Source organism: Paenisporosarcina sp. (assembly GCF_057785155.1).
This window is the reverse complement of record NZ_JBYNRN010000012.1, coordinates 471,023-487,960: the sequence shown is the minus strand read 5'-3', so window position 1 is coordinate 487,960 and position 16,938 is coordinate 471,023. Positions and strand designations below refer to the sequence as shown.

Here is a 16,938-nt window from a genome sequence, read left to right as displayed (position 1 = left end):
ATTTCTTACATGAAGAGAGGAGATTTAAAGATGCATTTAAAAGAGCAAGAAATAGATGATCGATTATTTCGAAATGCGATGGGAAGTTTCGCAACAGGAGTAACAGTTATCACAACTGAAGTCTCAGGCGAGGTTCATGGTATGACAGCGAATGCATTTATGTCTATCTCCTTAAAGCCGAAACTTATCGCAATTAGTGTGGGAGAAAATGCTAGAATGCTAGGATTTATTAAAGATTCAAAGCAATTCGCAGTAAATGTTCTATCGTCGGCTCAACAAAATGAGTCGAAACAATTTTCTGGTCAACTGAACTTAGAGCATGAAGTTCAATTTGTTACTTATATGGGCGTTCCAACTCTTGCCGACTCATTAGCTGTCATAACGTGTGACCTGCATAGCGAGTATGTTGTCGGAGATCACACCGTATTTATTGGCCAAGTAACAGGCATTCAATTAGAAGAAAAAGATCCATTAATCTATAGCCAAGGTAAATACCGCGAATTAAAAGAACTAGAAATCTAACATACGCTGGATTCAATATGAAAGGAGTAGATATTATTGGCATACGAAGAAGCTAAGAAGAAATTAAGAGGTTCAATTTGTCCAGTTATTACCCCGTTTACAGAGAACGGTGAAATAGATGAAAAAGCATTTGTTGAGTTAATTAATTGGCAAATTGAAAGTGGTAGTCACGGTATATCTGTGACAGGAACGAGTGGTGAGCCAAGCTCGCTAACACTCGCTGAGAGAAAACATGTAATGGATTTAGCTAAAAAGACCATTAATGGTCGCGTGTTCTTCGCTCCAGGAACTGGTTCGACAAACCACGATGAAACGATGGAGCTAACGAAATATGCGGAAGAAATCGGTGCAGACGCAGCGATGGTTATCGTTCCTTATTACAATAAACCAAATCAAGAAGCTCTGTATCAGCATTTTAAAACAGTTGCAGATTCAGTTGAAACACCCATCATTATTTATAACATTCCAGGTCGTTCTGCTGTCAATATGGAAGTGAAAACGATGAAGAGATTAGCGGAAGATTGTCCAAATATCGTTGGTGTAAAAGAAGCAAATAAGGATTTCGAACATGTTAATCGTGTATTGCTGAATTGCGGAAGAGATTTCCTTCTCTATTCAGGCATTGAACTTCTCTGCTATCCGATGCTCGCAATTGGCGGTGCTGGCTTTATTAGTGCCACAGCGAATGTTGAGCCTGTAAAAGTAGCTGAACTTTATAATGCCTGGGAAGCGGGTGACGTGGCTCGATCACAGGATCTTCATTTTGAATTAATGAATTTAAATGATGTGTTATTTAAAGACACAAATCCTGGCCCAGTTAAAGTTGCACTTGGCATGATGGGTAAAATTAACCCAAAACTTCGATTGCCATTAGGATTCCCATCTGAACAATTAGTTACTGAAGTTCGTGACACTCTGATTGATCTAGGGAAATTGCCAAAAGAAGCAGCTGTTAAATAGTCAAGATTTACAGATCTGAATCGTGACAATAAATGAAGGATATAGGTGATTCATATGGTATCTTCTCGTGAAAAAGTTTCATATAAACATGAAACACAAAGCAATATCTTGTTATATATTAACGGGGAATTTACACCTGCTTCTAATGGAGCAACGATTAAGAATATGAACCCGTTTACAAATGAACAAATTAACGAAGTGGCTGAAGGGCAGGTTGAAGATATTCATAAAGCTGTAGCAGCTGCTCGTGAAGCTTTCGATAATGGTCCATGGAAAACGATGAAACTGACTAAAAGAATGGCTTACATTTACCGTATTGCAGACTTAATCGATGAAGAAGTCGAGAAAATTGCTTATCTAGAATCTCTTGACACTGGCCTACCCATTAGTCAAACAAGAAAAATGGTTAGTCGAGCTTCTGAAAACTTTAGATTTTATGCACGCATGGTTGAAAGCCGTCTTGTCGGTGATGCGTACCAAGTAGACGATGAGTTTATCAATTATACAATTAACGCTCCAGTTGGTGTTGCAGGATTAATCACGCCTTGGAATGCCCCATTCATGTTAGAAACGTGGAAAGTTGCACCAGCTCTTGCAACAGGAAACACTGTGGTATTAAAACCCGCAGAACTTTCTCCACTTTCAGCTAATCTATTGGCTGAAGTCATTCATAAAGCAGAATTGCCGAAAGGTGTATTCAATGTGGTACATGGCTATGGAGAAACAGCTGGTGATGCACTCGTTAAACATCCTGATGTTCAACTTATTTCATTCACAGGCGAAACTAAAACAGGGTCTACAATCATTAAAAATAGTGCAGATACATTGAAAAGTTGTTCAATGGAGCTCGGTGGTAAATCACCGATTATCGTCTTTGATGATGCAGATTTTGAACGTGCGTTAGATGCCTGTGTGTGGGGGGTTTACTCCTTTAATGGTGAGCGCTGTACGGCGAACTCTAGATTGTTTATTCAAGAAGGAATTAAAGATGAGTTTATCGCAGCTCTTAAGAAACGTGTGGCAAAAATTAAAATTGGTGACCCTTTAGATTCAGCCGTTGAAGTGGGACCCCTTATTGATAGAGGACATTTTAATAAGGTGCGGGGTTACTTAGATATTGCTAGTGATGAAGGAACTGAAGTGATTACAGCTGATATTCCAGAAGAGATTGCTAAAGGGAACTTTGTAGCACCAACAATTATTCTAAATGCAAAAAATCATATGCGCGTAGCTCAAGAAGAAATCTTCGGTCCAGTATTAACTGTCATGACGTTTAAAGACGAGGAAGAAGCGATTAAGCTTGCGAATGATATTAAATATGGTCTAGCTGGTTATGTATGGACAAACGATATAAAACGAGGCCATCGTGTTGCTCATAAAGTTGAAGCGGGCATGTTGTGGGTAAACGCACAAAACGTTCGTGACTTGAGAACACCTTTTGGGGGATCTAAATACTCAGGAATCGGTCGTGAAGGTGGACATTACGGATTCGAGTTCTATACAGAACAAAAGATTATCCATGTATCAATTGCAGAGCATCATATACAGCAATTCGGAAAATAAAAAGAATGTGTGGTGAACTTAATGGATTTTTCAATTATCCGTATCGCGAGAACCGTACTCCATGTTACGAATCTACAGGCATCTCGTGAATTTTACGTGAATGGTTTAGGCATGATTGAAACAGAAAGTGATGAAAATCATGTTTATTTAAGAGGCTTAGAAGAGCATTCCCATCACAGTTTGTTATTAAAGAAAGCAAATGCTGCCCATGTGGAAGTACTTAGTTACAAAGTTCAAAAAGAGCAAGATTTAGATGAACTTGAGAAGCTATTTTTATCTCAAGGATTAAAAACGAAATGGTTACCTAAAGGTCAACAGCATGCTGTTGGAAGAGCACTTCGTGTTCATGATAATTCGGGTATTCCGCTCGAATTTTATGCCGAAATGGAAATAGTTGACCGTATGCTTCAACGATACGATTTGTATAAGGGAGCAAAAATACAACGAATAGATCATGTGAATTGTGCCGTACCAGATGTTCAAAAAGCATATGATTTCTATACACAGCAACTAGGTTTCTCTTGTTCTGAGTATACGGAAACGGAAAATGGAGACTTATGGGCAGCATGGTTATTCCGTAAACCGACCGTACATGATCACGCCTTTATGAGTGGTCCAGGACCAAAACTTCATCATTTTGCATATTCATTATCGGACCGACTGAGCATTCTAGATTGTTGCGATGTTTTAGCGAGTATGGGTTACGCTCAATCCATTGAACGTGGTCCAGGACGACACGGATTATCTAATGCCTTTTTCTTATATTTACGAGATCCAGATGGACATCGCATTGAGCTTTACACCGGCGATTATTTAACAACGGATCCCGATTTAAAACCAAAGAAATGGGATTTAAATGATCCATTGCGCCAAACGTTCTGGGGGCATGAAGCACCGGATCGTTGGTTTAATGAAGCAAGTACTTTCATAGATATTGAAACAGGCGAAGTTGTTGAATATAATCAGCCTGTTTTAGCGCAAAGAAAACCTGAAATCATGGTTTGAAAATACAAATACCCTTTGAACAGTTGAATGTTCAGAGGGTATTTTCGTGTTTAATAAAACTTTTTAACTAGTTGAATGACATTTTTGAATAAATATTTTCAAAACAAAGGAAATCTTGCAGGAGTTTTATCACTGTATTCAGAATATACATAATACTTATAAAATGAATAGTTATTCAGTTTATAGGGTAGAGAGAACACACATTTTGATTACGGGGGTAATGTATGAACGGTTTTCGTTTGTTAGGAATGGAGCTTTCTAAATTAAAAGCTCAAAAAGGGGTATTGTTTAGCTTGATTGGGGTGTTATTAATTCCGATCGTTTACGTGGCAGTCTTATTGTCTTCTACATGGGGACCATATGATTATTTAAATAATCTACCTGTTGCGTTAGTTAACAATGATGAAGGAGCAACTTCTGGGGTTAATCCAATCAACGTTGGCGATGATTTAGTAGCGGACTTAAAGAAAAGTAATACACTCGGATGGGCTTTTGTTTCTTCTGAAGAAGCTCAAAAAGGGTTAGAAACACAAGATTATTATATGGTAATTGAAATTCCAAAAGACTTTTCACAAAAAGTAACAACCGTTTTGGATGCAAATCCTCAAGTTCCTGAATTGAAATATATTCAAAATGAAGGGCTTAACTTCATGGCTGCACAAGTAACTAGAAGTGCAACTGAAAAAATTAGAGAACAATTAGGTAATAAAATCACAGAAACATATACTCGCACTCTTTTTTCGAAATTTGGTGAAATTAACACAGGTTTTGCTTCAGGAGCAGATGGTTCTCAAAAGATATTCGAGGGTACAACATCATTATCTGATGGGACAAGTCTTTTATTAAAATCTCTTACAGATAAATCTGAAGACATTCAAAAACTTGCAAATGGGGCACAGACTGCTGAAAGTGGAGCGGGTCAATTACTTAGTTCTATACGAGGCGGTACTGGAGATATCAATAAACTTGCTGCTGGTTCTAAAAGCTTAGCTCAAGGTGTTGACGAACTAAAAACAGGTTCCGCACAAATCCTTGGTGGATTAAAAGCTGCAAATGAAGGTAGCAATGGTTTAACATCAGGATTAGAATCTAAATTAGTTCCTGGCAGTATGCAAATACAAAATGGAATGATTAAAGTAACAGAAACGACGAAACAATTAGCTGCTGGTTCACAAGGTTTGACTGCCGGAATGAAAGCTTTTCTTGCTAAGCATCCCGAACTAGCGACTGATGTAGAGTTTATGACATTGGTTGGAACTAGTGATGCGATCACAAAAGGTTTGGTTCAGTTTGACCAAGAGGTACAACCATTAAAAGCGGGTGCTGAACAGTTAGCTGGTGGCCTTACTCAAGCTGCTGCTGGTTCTAAACAAGTAAGCAATGGTCTAGCTCAATTAGTAGCAGGTCAGACTGCTGCAGCAGCAGGTATAGACAAGTTACAAGCAGGAGCAAATCAAGTAGCAAATGGAAACGCTTCCGTAGCATCCTCTTGGACAAAATTAAACAACGGTGTCTCTAGTCTTCAAAGTGGACTTTCTCAAATTAGCACAGGTAACTCTACTGTTGCTACAGGATGGGAAGCGATGACACTTGGTGTAACAACTTTAGATAACGGTGCAAAACAATTACAATCTGGTAGTAAAGAACTTTCTACTGGACTTGCTGGTGGAGCAGATGAAATTGCTCAAATTCAAGTAACAGATGCGAATATTGCGATGTTTTCTAATCCAGTAGGCTTAAGTGGTGAAACAGTAAATGGGTTGAATTATTACCGTGATTCTACTGCACCATATATCCTTTCACTTGCTTTATTCGTAGGTATTCTCATCTTATCTTTTGTTATTGATTTCAAAAAGCCAGTCGTAACTCCTGGTTCAGCTTATAGCTGGTATGCAAGTAAATTGATGAACTTGTCAATTTTTGCAATCGCACAAGGCTTACTCGTTTCATTATTTGCCTTGCTCTTCTTACAGCTACAAGTAGATAGTGTGGTTACATTTGTTTTATTCTCTGTCTTTACAAGTTTGACTTTTATGGCGATTGTTTTCTTCCTAGTTGTAGTGGGTGGAAACGTGGGTCGCTTTGTTGCATTAGCATTCTTAGTGTTACAACTGTCGACGACAGGTTCAAATCTTCCAATTCCAATGTTGCCTGAAAACTTACAAGCACTAAGTAAATTCTTACCTTTGACGTATTCGAATGCAGGCTTCAAATCCATCATTTCTTTAGGCGATACGAGCTTCTTATTAGCAAATGTATTCGTCTTATTCATGTTCTTAGTAGGGTTTGCCCTTTTAACATTAGTAGCATTCCTGTTCTTCTACAAAAAAGGACACGCACAAGTTGCTGTTGCAGTATAAATAACAATTAAAATGAAATTCCCGCTGGAATATAGCTTTCCAACGGGGATTTTTTAATTATATGGAAATGAAGAACTTATTACGCGCTAACATATATTAGTCCCAAAGAATTTCCCATTTACGTTCTTCAGCAATCGTTCTTAACCGATTTTCAGGGCGAACTGCAACTGGATTGCCAACTAACTCTAAAACACTAATATCTGAAATGCTATCACCATAAGCTGTGCTGTTTTCCCAATCAATATCATACCCATCAAGTGCTTGATCAATCATCATATTTTTTCTAATACCTTGAATGTGGAAGATTTCATTAGCTGTATCTAGGCTACCATTAGAATAAGGTATTTCTGTACCGATTACTTGATGAACGGCATATTCTTTTGTCACTTCATTTAGCATGGTTGTGAAAGCACCAGATACGACTAGGACATGATCACCATCTATTAGGTGTTTCTTTAAACGTTCAACAACCGTTTGATTAAGATCTTTGCTCATTCCATGTGACATTTCAATGAAATAAGCTTCTAATTCTTCTTGAGACAAATCTTTTAAGGCATTTAAATAGATTTGCATTGATTTCGCCTTCATTTTACCTTCAGGATAAAGCTTCATCTTGTATGCTAAGTATGGTTTCATTAATGCTTTATAAAATTTTTTATATTTAGAGGAATGGACTGGATGTTCCTTTAAGTAGTTCATCATCAATGTGTATGTTTCTTGAGGATACAGTGTACCGTCAAAGTCGAATATTGCTACGCGCATGGATTATTCACTCCTGTTCTATTGCTTTATTTTACCATGAATAAAATATACCAGCCACTAGATAGAAGGGAGGGGGAGTGATTTTCTCCTCTTTCTATTTGAAGTGACTGGTTGGGGATAGTAGTTAATAAATGAAAAAAATGAAGTGATACTATCAATATCTTATGAATTTCAAACACAGTGTACTGCCAAAATAAGAGTTTGTATTTGCTGAATATATTGTACAGTGTGATTTACTAATTTAAGAGTGAAATAAACTGGGTAAAAATTGGACAAAATAGAACGCCTGTTTGTATAATTAAGATATAACCTTTTTTAAGATTGAGATGATGATAGGTCATGCCGAGACACTCAACTATCAAAGATGAAGACATTATTGCAATGTACAAAGGCAACGTTCCATTTAAAGAAATGATGAGTGTTACCGGTCTTTCAGACAGAGCTATTCGAAATGTTATGTATAAGCATGGAGTTCCTATGAATCGAGCACAATCTTCAGGTCAACCAAGAAAAAACATAGTAAATGAAGACTTTTTTAGAGTTTGGTCTCATGAAATGGCATGGGTTTTAGGTATTTTAGTTACTGATGGTCATATAGTCAAAGAAAACCATAGCATTTGTTTCCCTCAAAAAGATGAGCGCATTCTCCGTATAATAGCGAATTATATGGCAGCGGATTATGTACTAACCTCATTTGGAATAACGAAAAAAACGCCAACTTTAATCATTCATTCAAAGAAAATGAAACAAGATCTTGAACTTTTAGGGATTACTCCATGTAAATCATTAACTGTTCCTTTTCCAAAAGTTCCTGAACAATATCTTTCATCATTTGTTAGAGGAGTTATCGATGGTGATGGGTGGGTGCAAAAAAACGGATATGTTATGAATGTCACATCAGCTAGTGAATTATTTGCTAAAGAACTCTTGAAAGTATTTACTTACTGGAACTTAAGATCAGAAATTACAGTAGAATACACAAAACTTAATAGAAGTGTATATCGTATATGGGTAAAAGGTAAATATGATATTCCAAAGCTTGCAGAAATAATTTATAAAAATGCGAAAGAAAACACCATTACTCATAAAAGAGAACGAATGACTCAACGTCTAAATGAAATGAAACAAAAAAATCAAGGAGTGATTAATAATGTGGAAATTAATGAACGGTAGACTAATTCAAACAACAGATAATTCCAGAGTGAAATTCCGTACAAATATTAGCAAAGCCATTATAGAATCTTTAAAAGAAATTTCCGAACATAATGATACACATGTAAATTATTTGCTGGAGAGCGGATTAAAAGCGTTGTTAGTTGAGGACTCAATTTCTTTTAATAAAGAAAGTCGACCAAAAGATCGTGTCCAGTATAAAACAACATATGACGCCGAACTTTTAAAGCAAGTTAAAGATTTTGCAAAAAATCATGATTTGTTTATAAATGATGTTATCGAGTACAGTGTTAAGTTTATTGATGTTAAGGAAAGTAAGAATATGAATTATCGCTACAGAGTAGAGAAAGGATAGATGAATCAATAAATAAAGCAACTTCAAACTACGCCCCGGTCATAATATCTATTATGGGAAGTTCCGTATCATTAGACAAGTATACTTGAAACAGTGAGACGTAATCTGGATTTTTTATAAAAACTATAAATTATAATTGTTTCTATAATTACTGCATTAGGTACAGTTAATTTCTTTAGTACCCTTCTTATTGAGTCTCGTTATTTATTCGTTTTAGGTCTTTAAAAACTTATCTAAAACTTTTAAAGGTTTGTTTGATCTTATAAAGTGTCTCAAATACTTACGACGTCTATAAATAATCCAATGTTTCAAACTTTGAATTGTTATGGATCTATAAGCTTCAATTTTTCTACAGCTTCCTTCATGTTTAAACTTTCAAATTTACACTGTTTTTTTAAAATCTCAACGTGCTCTAAAATTTTACTTAAAAATGCCATGTTTTCTTCTATATTGACACCGAAATTATGGGGATGCCACCAAAGATGATATATTTCTCCCTTTTTGGCTGCATGTGTAAGACTTTTCTTAATCCTCTCCAAACGATAAGGTTCGAAGCCTCTTAATTTCTTATTATAAGGACGAAGAAAACGACTTGAAGGAAGATTAATGATTGGATCCTTTTCTATCTCATTAAACTTAAAAGTATGATGTCCCGTCACATTAACATAGTGATCAAGTATTCTTACTACTCGTTTTACAGGATGTTGAGATTTAAAATTACTTGCCTCATATATCCAGTTTTTTTCATTACCACGATAACTCATAACTCCATATCTCTTACAAATTTCCAAATAACTATTTTGGGTTTGATTTCGTGGAAATATAAAGGATAGAGTGTCAAAACCATGTTGGTGCAATATCTTTATTGAAGCCTTAAGGTCCTCTTCGAATTGTTCAGGTGTTTGTCCTTCTTCTAAACAATAATAATGAGAAAAAGTGTGAGTACCGATTTCTTGATGTGGAGTTCTAGCAATTCTACGAACTAACGATGCGCCATAATGTAGAGGATCATTATCTTCACTATCCCCTACCATATCTAGCTTGCCATATGGAGAAAAAGACGCTTGGTTATAGGATGGTTTTATATCTGGTAAATTTGCAAGCAATTGTTCCTTATTTTCAAAGCAAAGTAAACCTACAACTCCCCATGTTGCGTGTATTTTATACGTTTGAAACAAATTCAAGATTTCAGGGAGCGCTAATCTTACACCACGTAAATTTTCACCATACTCCTTTATTGAAAATACATCATGTACTCCCCAGTTCAGTTCGAAATCCAGAGAAACAATTAAGCTTCCCGGTTGAGTCATTGATATTTCCACCGTGAAATCATTTTCATTTTTCGTGCCCATAGAATAAAGCTACCTTTTAGATTCGTTGATAGGTATCCAGAATACACCAAAACTATTTCTCCTCCAAAACCTAATTTAAAATGCCTAATATTTTTATCGGTTGTTAAACTTCCAAAATCATATATTTTATGTCCTGATTCCTTAAACCACAAGATGTTTTTCCACAATAAATATCGACTAGCCATACTATATAGTCTTTTTGTCTCAGGTAATTCATTTATTCTAAAATGAGAAGCTGAATACAAGGTTAATGCATGAATATGATCAGTTAAGTAAATCCGATAATATAGGATTTCTTTTTGCACTCCTAAAATCTTTGTGAGTACGAGAGCATGTTGATCACGTAATAATTGTAGTGTTTTTAGATGAAAGGAATTACAGAGGTGGGTTTGCTTTTTTTTAGCGAAAGTATTATAGAATTGTTGGAATTCAACTAAGTCATGATAGCTTGGATTTGTATCAACTATATGAGTAAATTTTTTAGTAGCAGCTATTTTGATTTGGCTTCGGTTTGATTTATTAATGTTTTTGAACAGTTCTTCCTCTGTTAAAGTCAAATCAATTTGATATGTTTCTTGCTCAGTCAAATTTGTTATTGGCTGTAACGCATTAATATAGCTAATTATAGAAGGTTGAGTCTTATCAATTTTTAAATTAGATGCATAGTATACTTGTAAAAGGTTCATTTTCCAGCTATTTCTTATAAGTGTAAGTATTTAGTTCACTCCTTATAATTTGACTAAGTTAATAACATTTGTACTTGTTTTAAAAAGAAAACATGTTTTGCTAATGCTGTTTGCATGTATGAAACCTAATTGTTTTAAAGGCTTTATTAAATGTTTATCTCGAGCATCTAAATGAATAAAAATATCTTTTATTTCATTATTTTGACGTAGATAAGAAGATATTTTGGAAAGTTTGTGTATTTTCCATTCTAAAATAAATACACTTTGTTTAGCTAAAGGCTTTAAATAACCAACTTCATCCACACGGATTATTTTAGATTGAACCCAAAATAATGAGTTACTTGTATCGCTATACGGTAAAAATCCGTTATAGAATCGCTTATTAATTTGTGGCAAGTTAGATTGGATCTTCCTAACTTGATAAAAATTTTGAGGATAATATTCCGAACCTTCGTGTAAATTAACACTTTGTTTAAAGATATAAATAGTTCTATTTGAATATAACCTACTGCATAATCTGATTAATGATTCCACCCAGTCTATAAGACTTGCGGTTTTTATGAAGTATACTATTTGCCCAAGGAACTCACGTTTAAATAAAACAATTTTATAATTCATTTTCAAAATTTCTTTAAAACGTTTTTTATATTTCAACACATTAAAAAAGAATTTTGTTTGCCAATCATTTGTGGAAAACACTATATTATTCGTGTAATCAACATCTGTATTCCATTCAAACTTATAAGGTTCATAACCGATGCTTAAATCAAAAATAGTGATAGATTTACTCTCACTATTTGCAATTAACTCTTTATCCAATATAGTACCTGGACCATAGAGACCAAAATCATCATCATGACCTATAATATATCCAAGGAATCGTCCTCTACATACAAAACCATAGGAAAATGCAATCATTTGGTCATCTAAATACAATCCTTCTACTATTGCTTGCAAAGGTACGTCATGTGTATTTAATAAAGAAGTATAAAATTTCTTATGATCTTTACTCGTAAATTGACTTGTATCCTGTTTTCGACTCCAATGCTTATCGTGCAAAGTAAAAACATACTCAATTTCTCTTGGATCAATTATTCTTACTTTCACTTTACCCAAATTACTAAGACGTTTTTCTCGACGATCAAGACCATGAATCTTTCGTCTCTTCTTCAAATAAGCACTTAGATTAATATTTTCCAGATTGATATACGGGGTAATAACCGGAAATATACTTGGTTCAATCCCTTTTTTTGCTAAAACCGAACTAATTATATTCATTGAAGGACTACTTGATAATAAACCATGTAGATTAAAAACACATTTAGGTTCTAATTTCATCATTTCTTCAAATACAAACTGAATGGATACTTCTCGTTCTTTATCATAGACAATAAAATCCATATAATTAGCTTCGCCATGTCCTAAAAACTCAATTAGTGTGGTATTCCTCATCCGATTAAATATAAAAGGGCAAAATGCTATAATCGCTTCATCTTTTTCAACTATTAAGATTTCCACATTCAGAGTTTTACCTAAATATCTCCACCAATTTTCAATCCATTGAAATTCGATAAATGGATTGGTATTTTGATTTACCTCTAATATGTGATTCCAGGTATTTTTATATGATCCTAAGAGTTCGATTTCATCAATACGATAAAGTTTCATCATGTCCCCCTCTGATTACATATTTGTATCATATGAAGCAATCGTTTCTTTCAAACCTTCATCTAGAGACATTGTAGTTTTCCATCCAAGGATATTTATCGCTTTTTGATTGTCTAGAGAACTTTTCTCTATTTCGCCATTTCTCAATGCATATTTTTTTGGTTGGATATTAATTTTTGTTAGATGAGATGTCATTGTAAAAAGCTCATCTATCGACGTTTCTGAAGAAGTACTTATATTAAAAATGCCTGTCTTTTCACTTGTCATTGCAATACGGCAAGCTTTTGCGACGTCTTTCACATAAATAAAATCACGTGTTTGTTTACCACCAAATATAAACATCTCATGTCTATTAAATAACTGGTTAATAAATATTGAAACAACACCAGCTTCTCCTAAGGCATTTTGACGAGGTCCATAAACATTTGAAAACCGTAATATGCAACTAGATAAACCATGTATCGTCTCATAAAGTTGTGCATAACGTTCGCTTGACCATTTTGATAGTGAATAAAACGACAAAGGATTGATTGGTGATTTTTCATGAACTGGTAATGTTTCTGGATTTCCATAAACAGCTGCGGTTGAAGCGATTACCACTTTTTTTACATGATGAATTCTTGAATACTCTAACAATCTCAATGTTCCAAGTATATTTGTAACACCATCATTTATTGGATCTTCAAGAGATTTCATAACTGATGCTTGTGCAGCTAAGTGAATGACATAATCGGGTTTTTCTTCTTCGAATACATTTTTTAGCCCATCATCGTTAATATCCATATTAAAAATTTTGCAATCTAACGGAAGATTTTCTCTTTTTCCAGAACTAAAATTATCTAGAACTACTATTTCATATTGCTTAGCTAAGCATTCCTCAACAACATGTGACCCAATAAATCCTGCACCACCTGAGATTAGAACTTTCAACGAGTCTTCCCCTTTTTTGTATAGTTGTCAACTACTTCCTTATATATGTTAAATGTCTGTGTAAACATTCTTTCAAATGTAAACTTCTCTGCAAATAGTGCCTTCCCATTTAAACCCATTTCTTCCCTAAGTCTAGCATCAGTTATTAACTGACATAATCTATACATAAGTAATCTTTGATCTTGCTTTGGAATTAAAAATCCATTTTTCGAATTAATTACAGCCTCACGCACACCTCCAACATCTGATGCTACAACTGGTAATCCGGCTTGCATTGCTTCAAGAATACTTAATGGCAATCCTTCATAATCAGAAAGTAATGCGAAAATACTTGCTTTCTTTAATGGTTCTTCGACTGAATTCATCGAACCATAGAAGTACACCCTCGAATCAATGTCTTTGGATTTAACATATTGCTTAACTTCACTTAACTTAGATCCTTCACCAACAAAGGACAGATGCCAAGGTAAATGTACAAGTTTTTCACAAGCTTTTATCAAAGCAAGTTGTTTTTTAGGGACATCAAACCGTGCAACCATCAAAATATCCACGAATGAACTTTCATCTCTTCTTATCATCACATCATGGAACGGTATGACGCCGTTATGAATGGTTACTACCTTACTTAGGTGTAAAACACGATTTTTAATGGCTAAGTCTTTATCGTAATTTGATACTGTAATAATACAGTCAGTAATTTTAGCCATTACTTTTTCAAGGACTAAATAAATTTTTCTTTTTTTTGAAGAAACCCCCTCAGTAAATGACCAACCATGTGCTGTAAATACATTTGGAATCCGAAGTGACCAAGCAGCGAGACGACCGATTAACCCTGCTTTAGAAGAATGAGTTGCAACTATATCGGGCTTTATTTCTTTAAGTAATCGACGAACTTCTAAAAAAGCCTTTATATCATTAATAAGATTTATTTCTCTTTTTAATGAAGGACAATAATTATAGTTCACCTCCTTCATCTTAGGTACATCATATTTACCAAAACCCGAAATGATAGTTACATCGATTCCGTTTTCAACTAAATACTTGGATAAATCACGAACATGATTTTGCGCCCCCCCTAAGGTGTCAATGGTCGTAATTACTTGAGCTATTTTCAACCGTATTCACCTCTTTGTCGTGGTACACACCAAGCAACTACCAACAATAACCAAAAGTGTCTCCAATGTAATGTGTCGATGAAAAAACTATTAAAAGAAAGACCAATCAGACTTGCACAGATTACTGAAAAGTACAAAGAATATTGATCAATAGATAGTTTGTAGGATTTATAGGATTGATGAATACTAATAAATATAAAAAACAAAAATAATAAGAGACTTATAATTCCATTCTCAGTAATTAATCGAGCATACAAACTATGAGGTGCAATTTGAAACGTTAATTCTGACTGTCCAGGACCAATCCCCATTGGATTTTTCAAGCCAGTTATGAAAGCTTCCTTTTGTATTGAAAACCTGGAATCGTCATATCCTTGGAAACTCAATCTTGACTTAAACAGTTCCTCTACAAAAGCACTATTTGCTAGCCACATCATAATAGGAATACTAATTAATCCTAAACTTATTATTGTTGTTATTCTTTTGATTAATATCTCTTGTTTTGTTAGAACAAAATAAATACTAAACGACAAAATCCAATTTCCCCATGCTGCTCGAGAAAAACTTACAAATACTCCAGTCAATAGAATTATAAATAGCAGAGCAAAAATAACTTTTTTTATCCTGAATGTCTGTTCTTTTTCATATAAAATGAGTGCGAATAAAGACGGAAGGACAAGAAAGGGTCCAAAAACATTTGGATCTTTAAAAAATGCTTTTGCACGACCGTACATTAATAACATATTGTTTTCAGGCAAGAAACCAAAATAAGCTGAAATTCCGATCAAAGCAGATAACACTGCTGATACAAGATAACCATTTAATATGATACTTAAAAAAGAGGTTTTAAACCTTTGACTAATTCCAACCATTGCCACCCATGAAACCATTAAATAAATGGTGATTACCAAATAGGAAATTGAAATATATATATCTTTTGCAAATAACACTGAAATTAATTGAAAAATTAACAGTAATAGCAAAACAATAAGTGGGGTAAATACTTCGCGTTCAAAATGCATAAAACCGAAAATCAGGCTACTTCCTACGACTAGTAACATTAAAAAATCATATGGAGAAGGTTCAATTAAGACGAAAGAACTTGAGAGCATCATGAAAAATATTAACTTTGAGATCCACGACGGTGTTCTTTCAATCAAGATTTAACTCCTCCGAATGTTGCATTTTTATGGTACTCCAAGCAAAAACACCATGGATTAAATAGCCCGAAGCGCTTATAAAACTAATACATAAAAGCGAAGCAGAAGGGCTTTCAAAGTGTTTTAGTGCAAGAAATAAAGAAAGACATATTAAAAAGAATCGAATTAATTCACTTAAGAACTGTTTTCCAAGTGCATGAAACACATAAAAGTTTGCCGAAATTGGGTTTATCACAATTTTCATCAAGTATAAAACTGACAGAATCTGTATAAATTCTGCTACTTGTATCCACTGTTCCCCAAAAACAAGTTTAATAAGAAGAGGGGCAAATAGAGCCACGAGACCTACTGTTACAAATCCGATAATAAACATCTTTATAACAGTGTCCCAAAAAAACTTTTTGAATTGATCTACCGAAGTTCTAGCAGTCTGAGCAGCGTGTGACAAATAGACTTGGGCAGCTGAAAAACCAATTAATCCTTCTGGTACTGTTAATATTTTTTGAGCAAGGAAAAACAAGCCTGCAGTTTTAGCATCAAAATGGGCGGCTAAATAAAATATTGGAAGCTGTGTACCTAGGCTATTTATTAGAGCTGCCCAACTTGAAACGATTGGATAGGACTTATACTCAACTAAAACCTTTATTAAAGTCTTTGAACTGAATCTAGATTTGAATAACTTATTTTTTTTAAACATCCGTATATAATCAAGTGAACCCACCACTCTACCAATTACCTCGCCAATTAGTAACCCTAACAAACCCAAATTCACAAATCCAAGAACCAATTGAGATGAAATTTGTCCAGAGTTCATACTCATTTTAGCTTTGGATATAACCATATATTGATCCTCTCTGATGGCCAAAGAGTTTAATGCATGAAAGGTCCCAATGCCAAGCAAGCTTATTGATAGCATCCACATATAACCATCGAGTGTCGGAACATTTAAGAAAGCAGCTAAAGGGATAAAAACAAGAAGTATAAATAACATTCCACTTACAATAAATGCAATGCCAATTGATAAAAGGAGTAAATGAAATGCATCATCATCATCTTCTGGAAGTGGAATAGCTGTTTCATACCTTAATGACACAAGAATGGTACCCATGAATAAAAGTGATAAAAAAACAGAATATACCCCGAATTCTTCTGGCGTGTACAATCTTGTTAACAGTGGTGTTGTCAATATAATTAAGAGATTTGACAAAGCTGTTCCTGCCATTAAAACAGATAAATTACGAGTAAATGTATTGTTTAAGAGTTTTTTTCTCCAATAATACAGTATTGTCAACTCGTTATAGCCTCACTCTCTTTCACTCTGAATTCA

Annotated in this window: 15 protein-coding genes; 7 read left to right on the top strand and 8 right to left on the bottom strand. The window is 34.5% G+C overall.

Features of this window, described 5'->3' with window-relative positions:
* Positions 1 to 30: 30 nt before the first annotated feature.
* The 5 genes from AC3EA5_RS05660 (at position 31) to AC3EA5_RS05640 (ending at position 6,410) form a co-directional block, all read left to right on the top strand.
* Complete coding sequence (locus AC3EA5_RS05660) at positions 31 to 522, top strand: flavin reductase family protein (protein WP_488607433.1); 492 nt, start codon at positions 31 to 33, stop codon at positions 520 to 522.
* Positions 523 to 558: 36 nt separating this feature from the next.
* Positions 559 to 1,482, top strand: a complete 924-nt coding sequence (hpaI, locus tag AC3EA5_RS05655) for a 2,4-dihydroxyhept-2-ene-1,7-dioic acid aldolase (protein WP_488607432.1) — start codon at positions 559 to 561, stop codon at positions 1,480 to 1,482.
* A gap of 54 nt (positions 1,483 to 1,536) precedes the next feature.
* A complete protein-coding gene (hpaE, locus tag AC3EA5_RS05650) occupies positions 1,537 to 3,045 on the top strand; it encodes a 5-carboxymethyl-2-hydroxymuconate semialdehyde dehydrogenase (protein WP_488607533.1) in 1,509 nt (502 codons plus the stop codon).
* A 21-nt stretch (positions 3,046 to 3,066) separates the two neighbouring features.
* Positions 3,067 to 4,050 (top strand): 3,4-dihydroxyphenylacetate 2,3-dioxygenase, encoded by a 984-nt coding sequence (hpaD, locus tag AC3EA5_RS05645; protein WP_488607431.1) that lies wholly within the window; start codon positions 3,067 to 3,069, stop codon positions 4,048 to 4,050.
* Between the two features lie 224 nt (positions 4,051 to 4,274).
* Positions 4,275 to 6,410: a YhgE/Pip family protein gene (locus AC3EA5_RS05640; RefSeq protein ID WP_488607430.1), complete on the top strand. Its 2,136-nt coding sequence runs from the start codon at positions 4,275 to 4,277 to the stop codon at positions 6,408 to 6,410.
* A gap of 96 nt (positions 6,411 to 6,506) precedes the next feature.
* Here the strand turns inward: AC3EA5_RS05640 and AC3EA5_RS05635 are convergent, their stop codons facing one another.
* Positions 6,507 to 7,172 carry an HAD family hydrolase gene (locus tag AC3EA5_RS05635; protein ID WP_488607429.1) on the bottom strand — a complete coding sequence of 222 codons (666 nt, stop codon included), beginning with the start codon at positions 7,170 to 7,172 and terminating at the stop codon, positions 6,507 to 6,509.
* Positions 7,173 to 7,649: 477 nt separating this feature from the next.
* On the opposite strand from AC3EA5_RS05635, the gene AC3EA5_RS05630 reads away from it, so the two are divergent.
* Positions 7,650 to 8,345 (top strand): LAGLIDADG family homing endonuclease, encoded by a 696-nt coding sequence (locus AC3EA5_RS05630; protein WP_488607428.1) that lies wholly within the window; start codon positions 7,650 to 7,652, stop codon positions 8,343 to 8,345.
* Positions 8,323 to 8,700 (top strand): rRNA methyltransferase, encoded by a 378-nt coding sequence (locus AC3EA5_RS05625; protein WP_488607427.1) that lies wholly within the window; start codon positions 8,323 to 8,325, stop codon positions 8,698 to 8,700. The genes AC3EA5_RS05630 and AC3EA5_RS05625 overlap by 23 nt, the downstream gene beginning before the upstream one ends.
* A 323-nt stretch (positions 8,701 to 9,023) precedes the next feature.
* Here the strand turns inward: AC3EA5_RS05625 and AC3EA5_RS05620 are convergent, their stop codons facing one another.
* The 7 genes from AC3EA5_RS05620 to AC3EA5_RS05590 are packed head-to-tail and all read right to left on the bottom strand — an operon-like array spanning position 9,024 to position 16,902.
* A complete protein-coding gene (locus AC3EA5_RS05620) occupies positions 9,024 to 10,052 on the bottom strand; it encodes a polysaccharide deacetylase family protein (protein WP_488607426.1) in 1,029 nt (342 codons plus the stop codon).
* Positions 10,007 to 10,738: a hypothetical protein gene (locus AC3EA5_RS05615; protein ID WP_488607425.1), complete on the bottom strand. Its 732-nt coding sequence runs from the start codon at positions 10,736 to 10,738 to the stop codon at positions 10,007 to 10,009. The genes AC3EA5_RS05620 and AC3EA5_RS05615 overlap by 46 nt, the downstream gene beginning before the upstream one ends.
* Positions 10,739 to 10,780: 42 nt before the next feature.
* Positions 10,781 to 12,406, bottom strand: a complete 1,626-nt coding sequence (locus tag AC3EA5_RS05610; protein WP_488607424.1) for a GNAT family N-acetyltransferase — start codon at positions 12,404 to 12,406, stop codon at positions 10,781 to 10,783.
* Between the two features lie 15 nt (positions 12,407 to 12,421).
* A complete protein-coding gene (locus AC3EA5_RS05605; protein ID WP_488607423.1) occupies positions 12,422 to 13,336 on the bottom strand; it encodes an NAD-dependent epimerase/dehydratase family protein in 915 nt (304 codons plus the stop codon).
* Positions 13,333 to 14,451, bottom strand: a complete 1,119-nt coding sequence (locus AC3EA5_RS05600; RefSeq protein WP_488607422.1) for a glycosyltransferase family 4 protein — start codon at positions 14,449 to 14,451, stop codon at positions 13,333 to 13,335. Before AC3EA5_RS05600 ends, AC3EA5_RS05605 begins: the two co-directional genes overlap by 4 nt.
* A complete protein-coding gene (locus tag AC3EA5_RS05595) occupies positions 14,448 to 15,611 on the bottom strand; it encodes an O-antigen ligase family protein (protein ID WP_488607421.1) in 1,164 nt (387 codons plus the stop codon). The genes AC3EA5_RS05600 and AC3EA5_RS05595 overlap by 4 nt, the downstream gene beginning before the upstream one ends.
* Positions 15,604 to 16,902, bottom strand: a complete 1,299-nt coding sequence (locus AC3EA5_RS05590; RefSeq protein WP_488607420.1) for a lipopolysaccharide biosynthesis protein — start codon at positions 16,900 to 16,902, stop codon at positions 15,604 to 15,606. Before AC3EA5_RS05590 ends, AC3EA5_RS05595 begins: the two co-directional genes overlap by 8 nt.
* Positions 16,903 to 16,938: the final 36 nt, after the last annotated feature.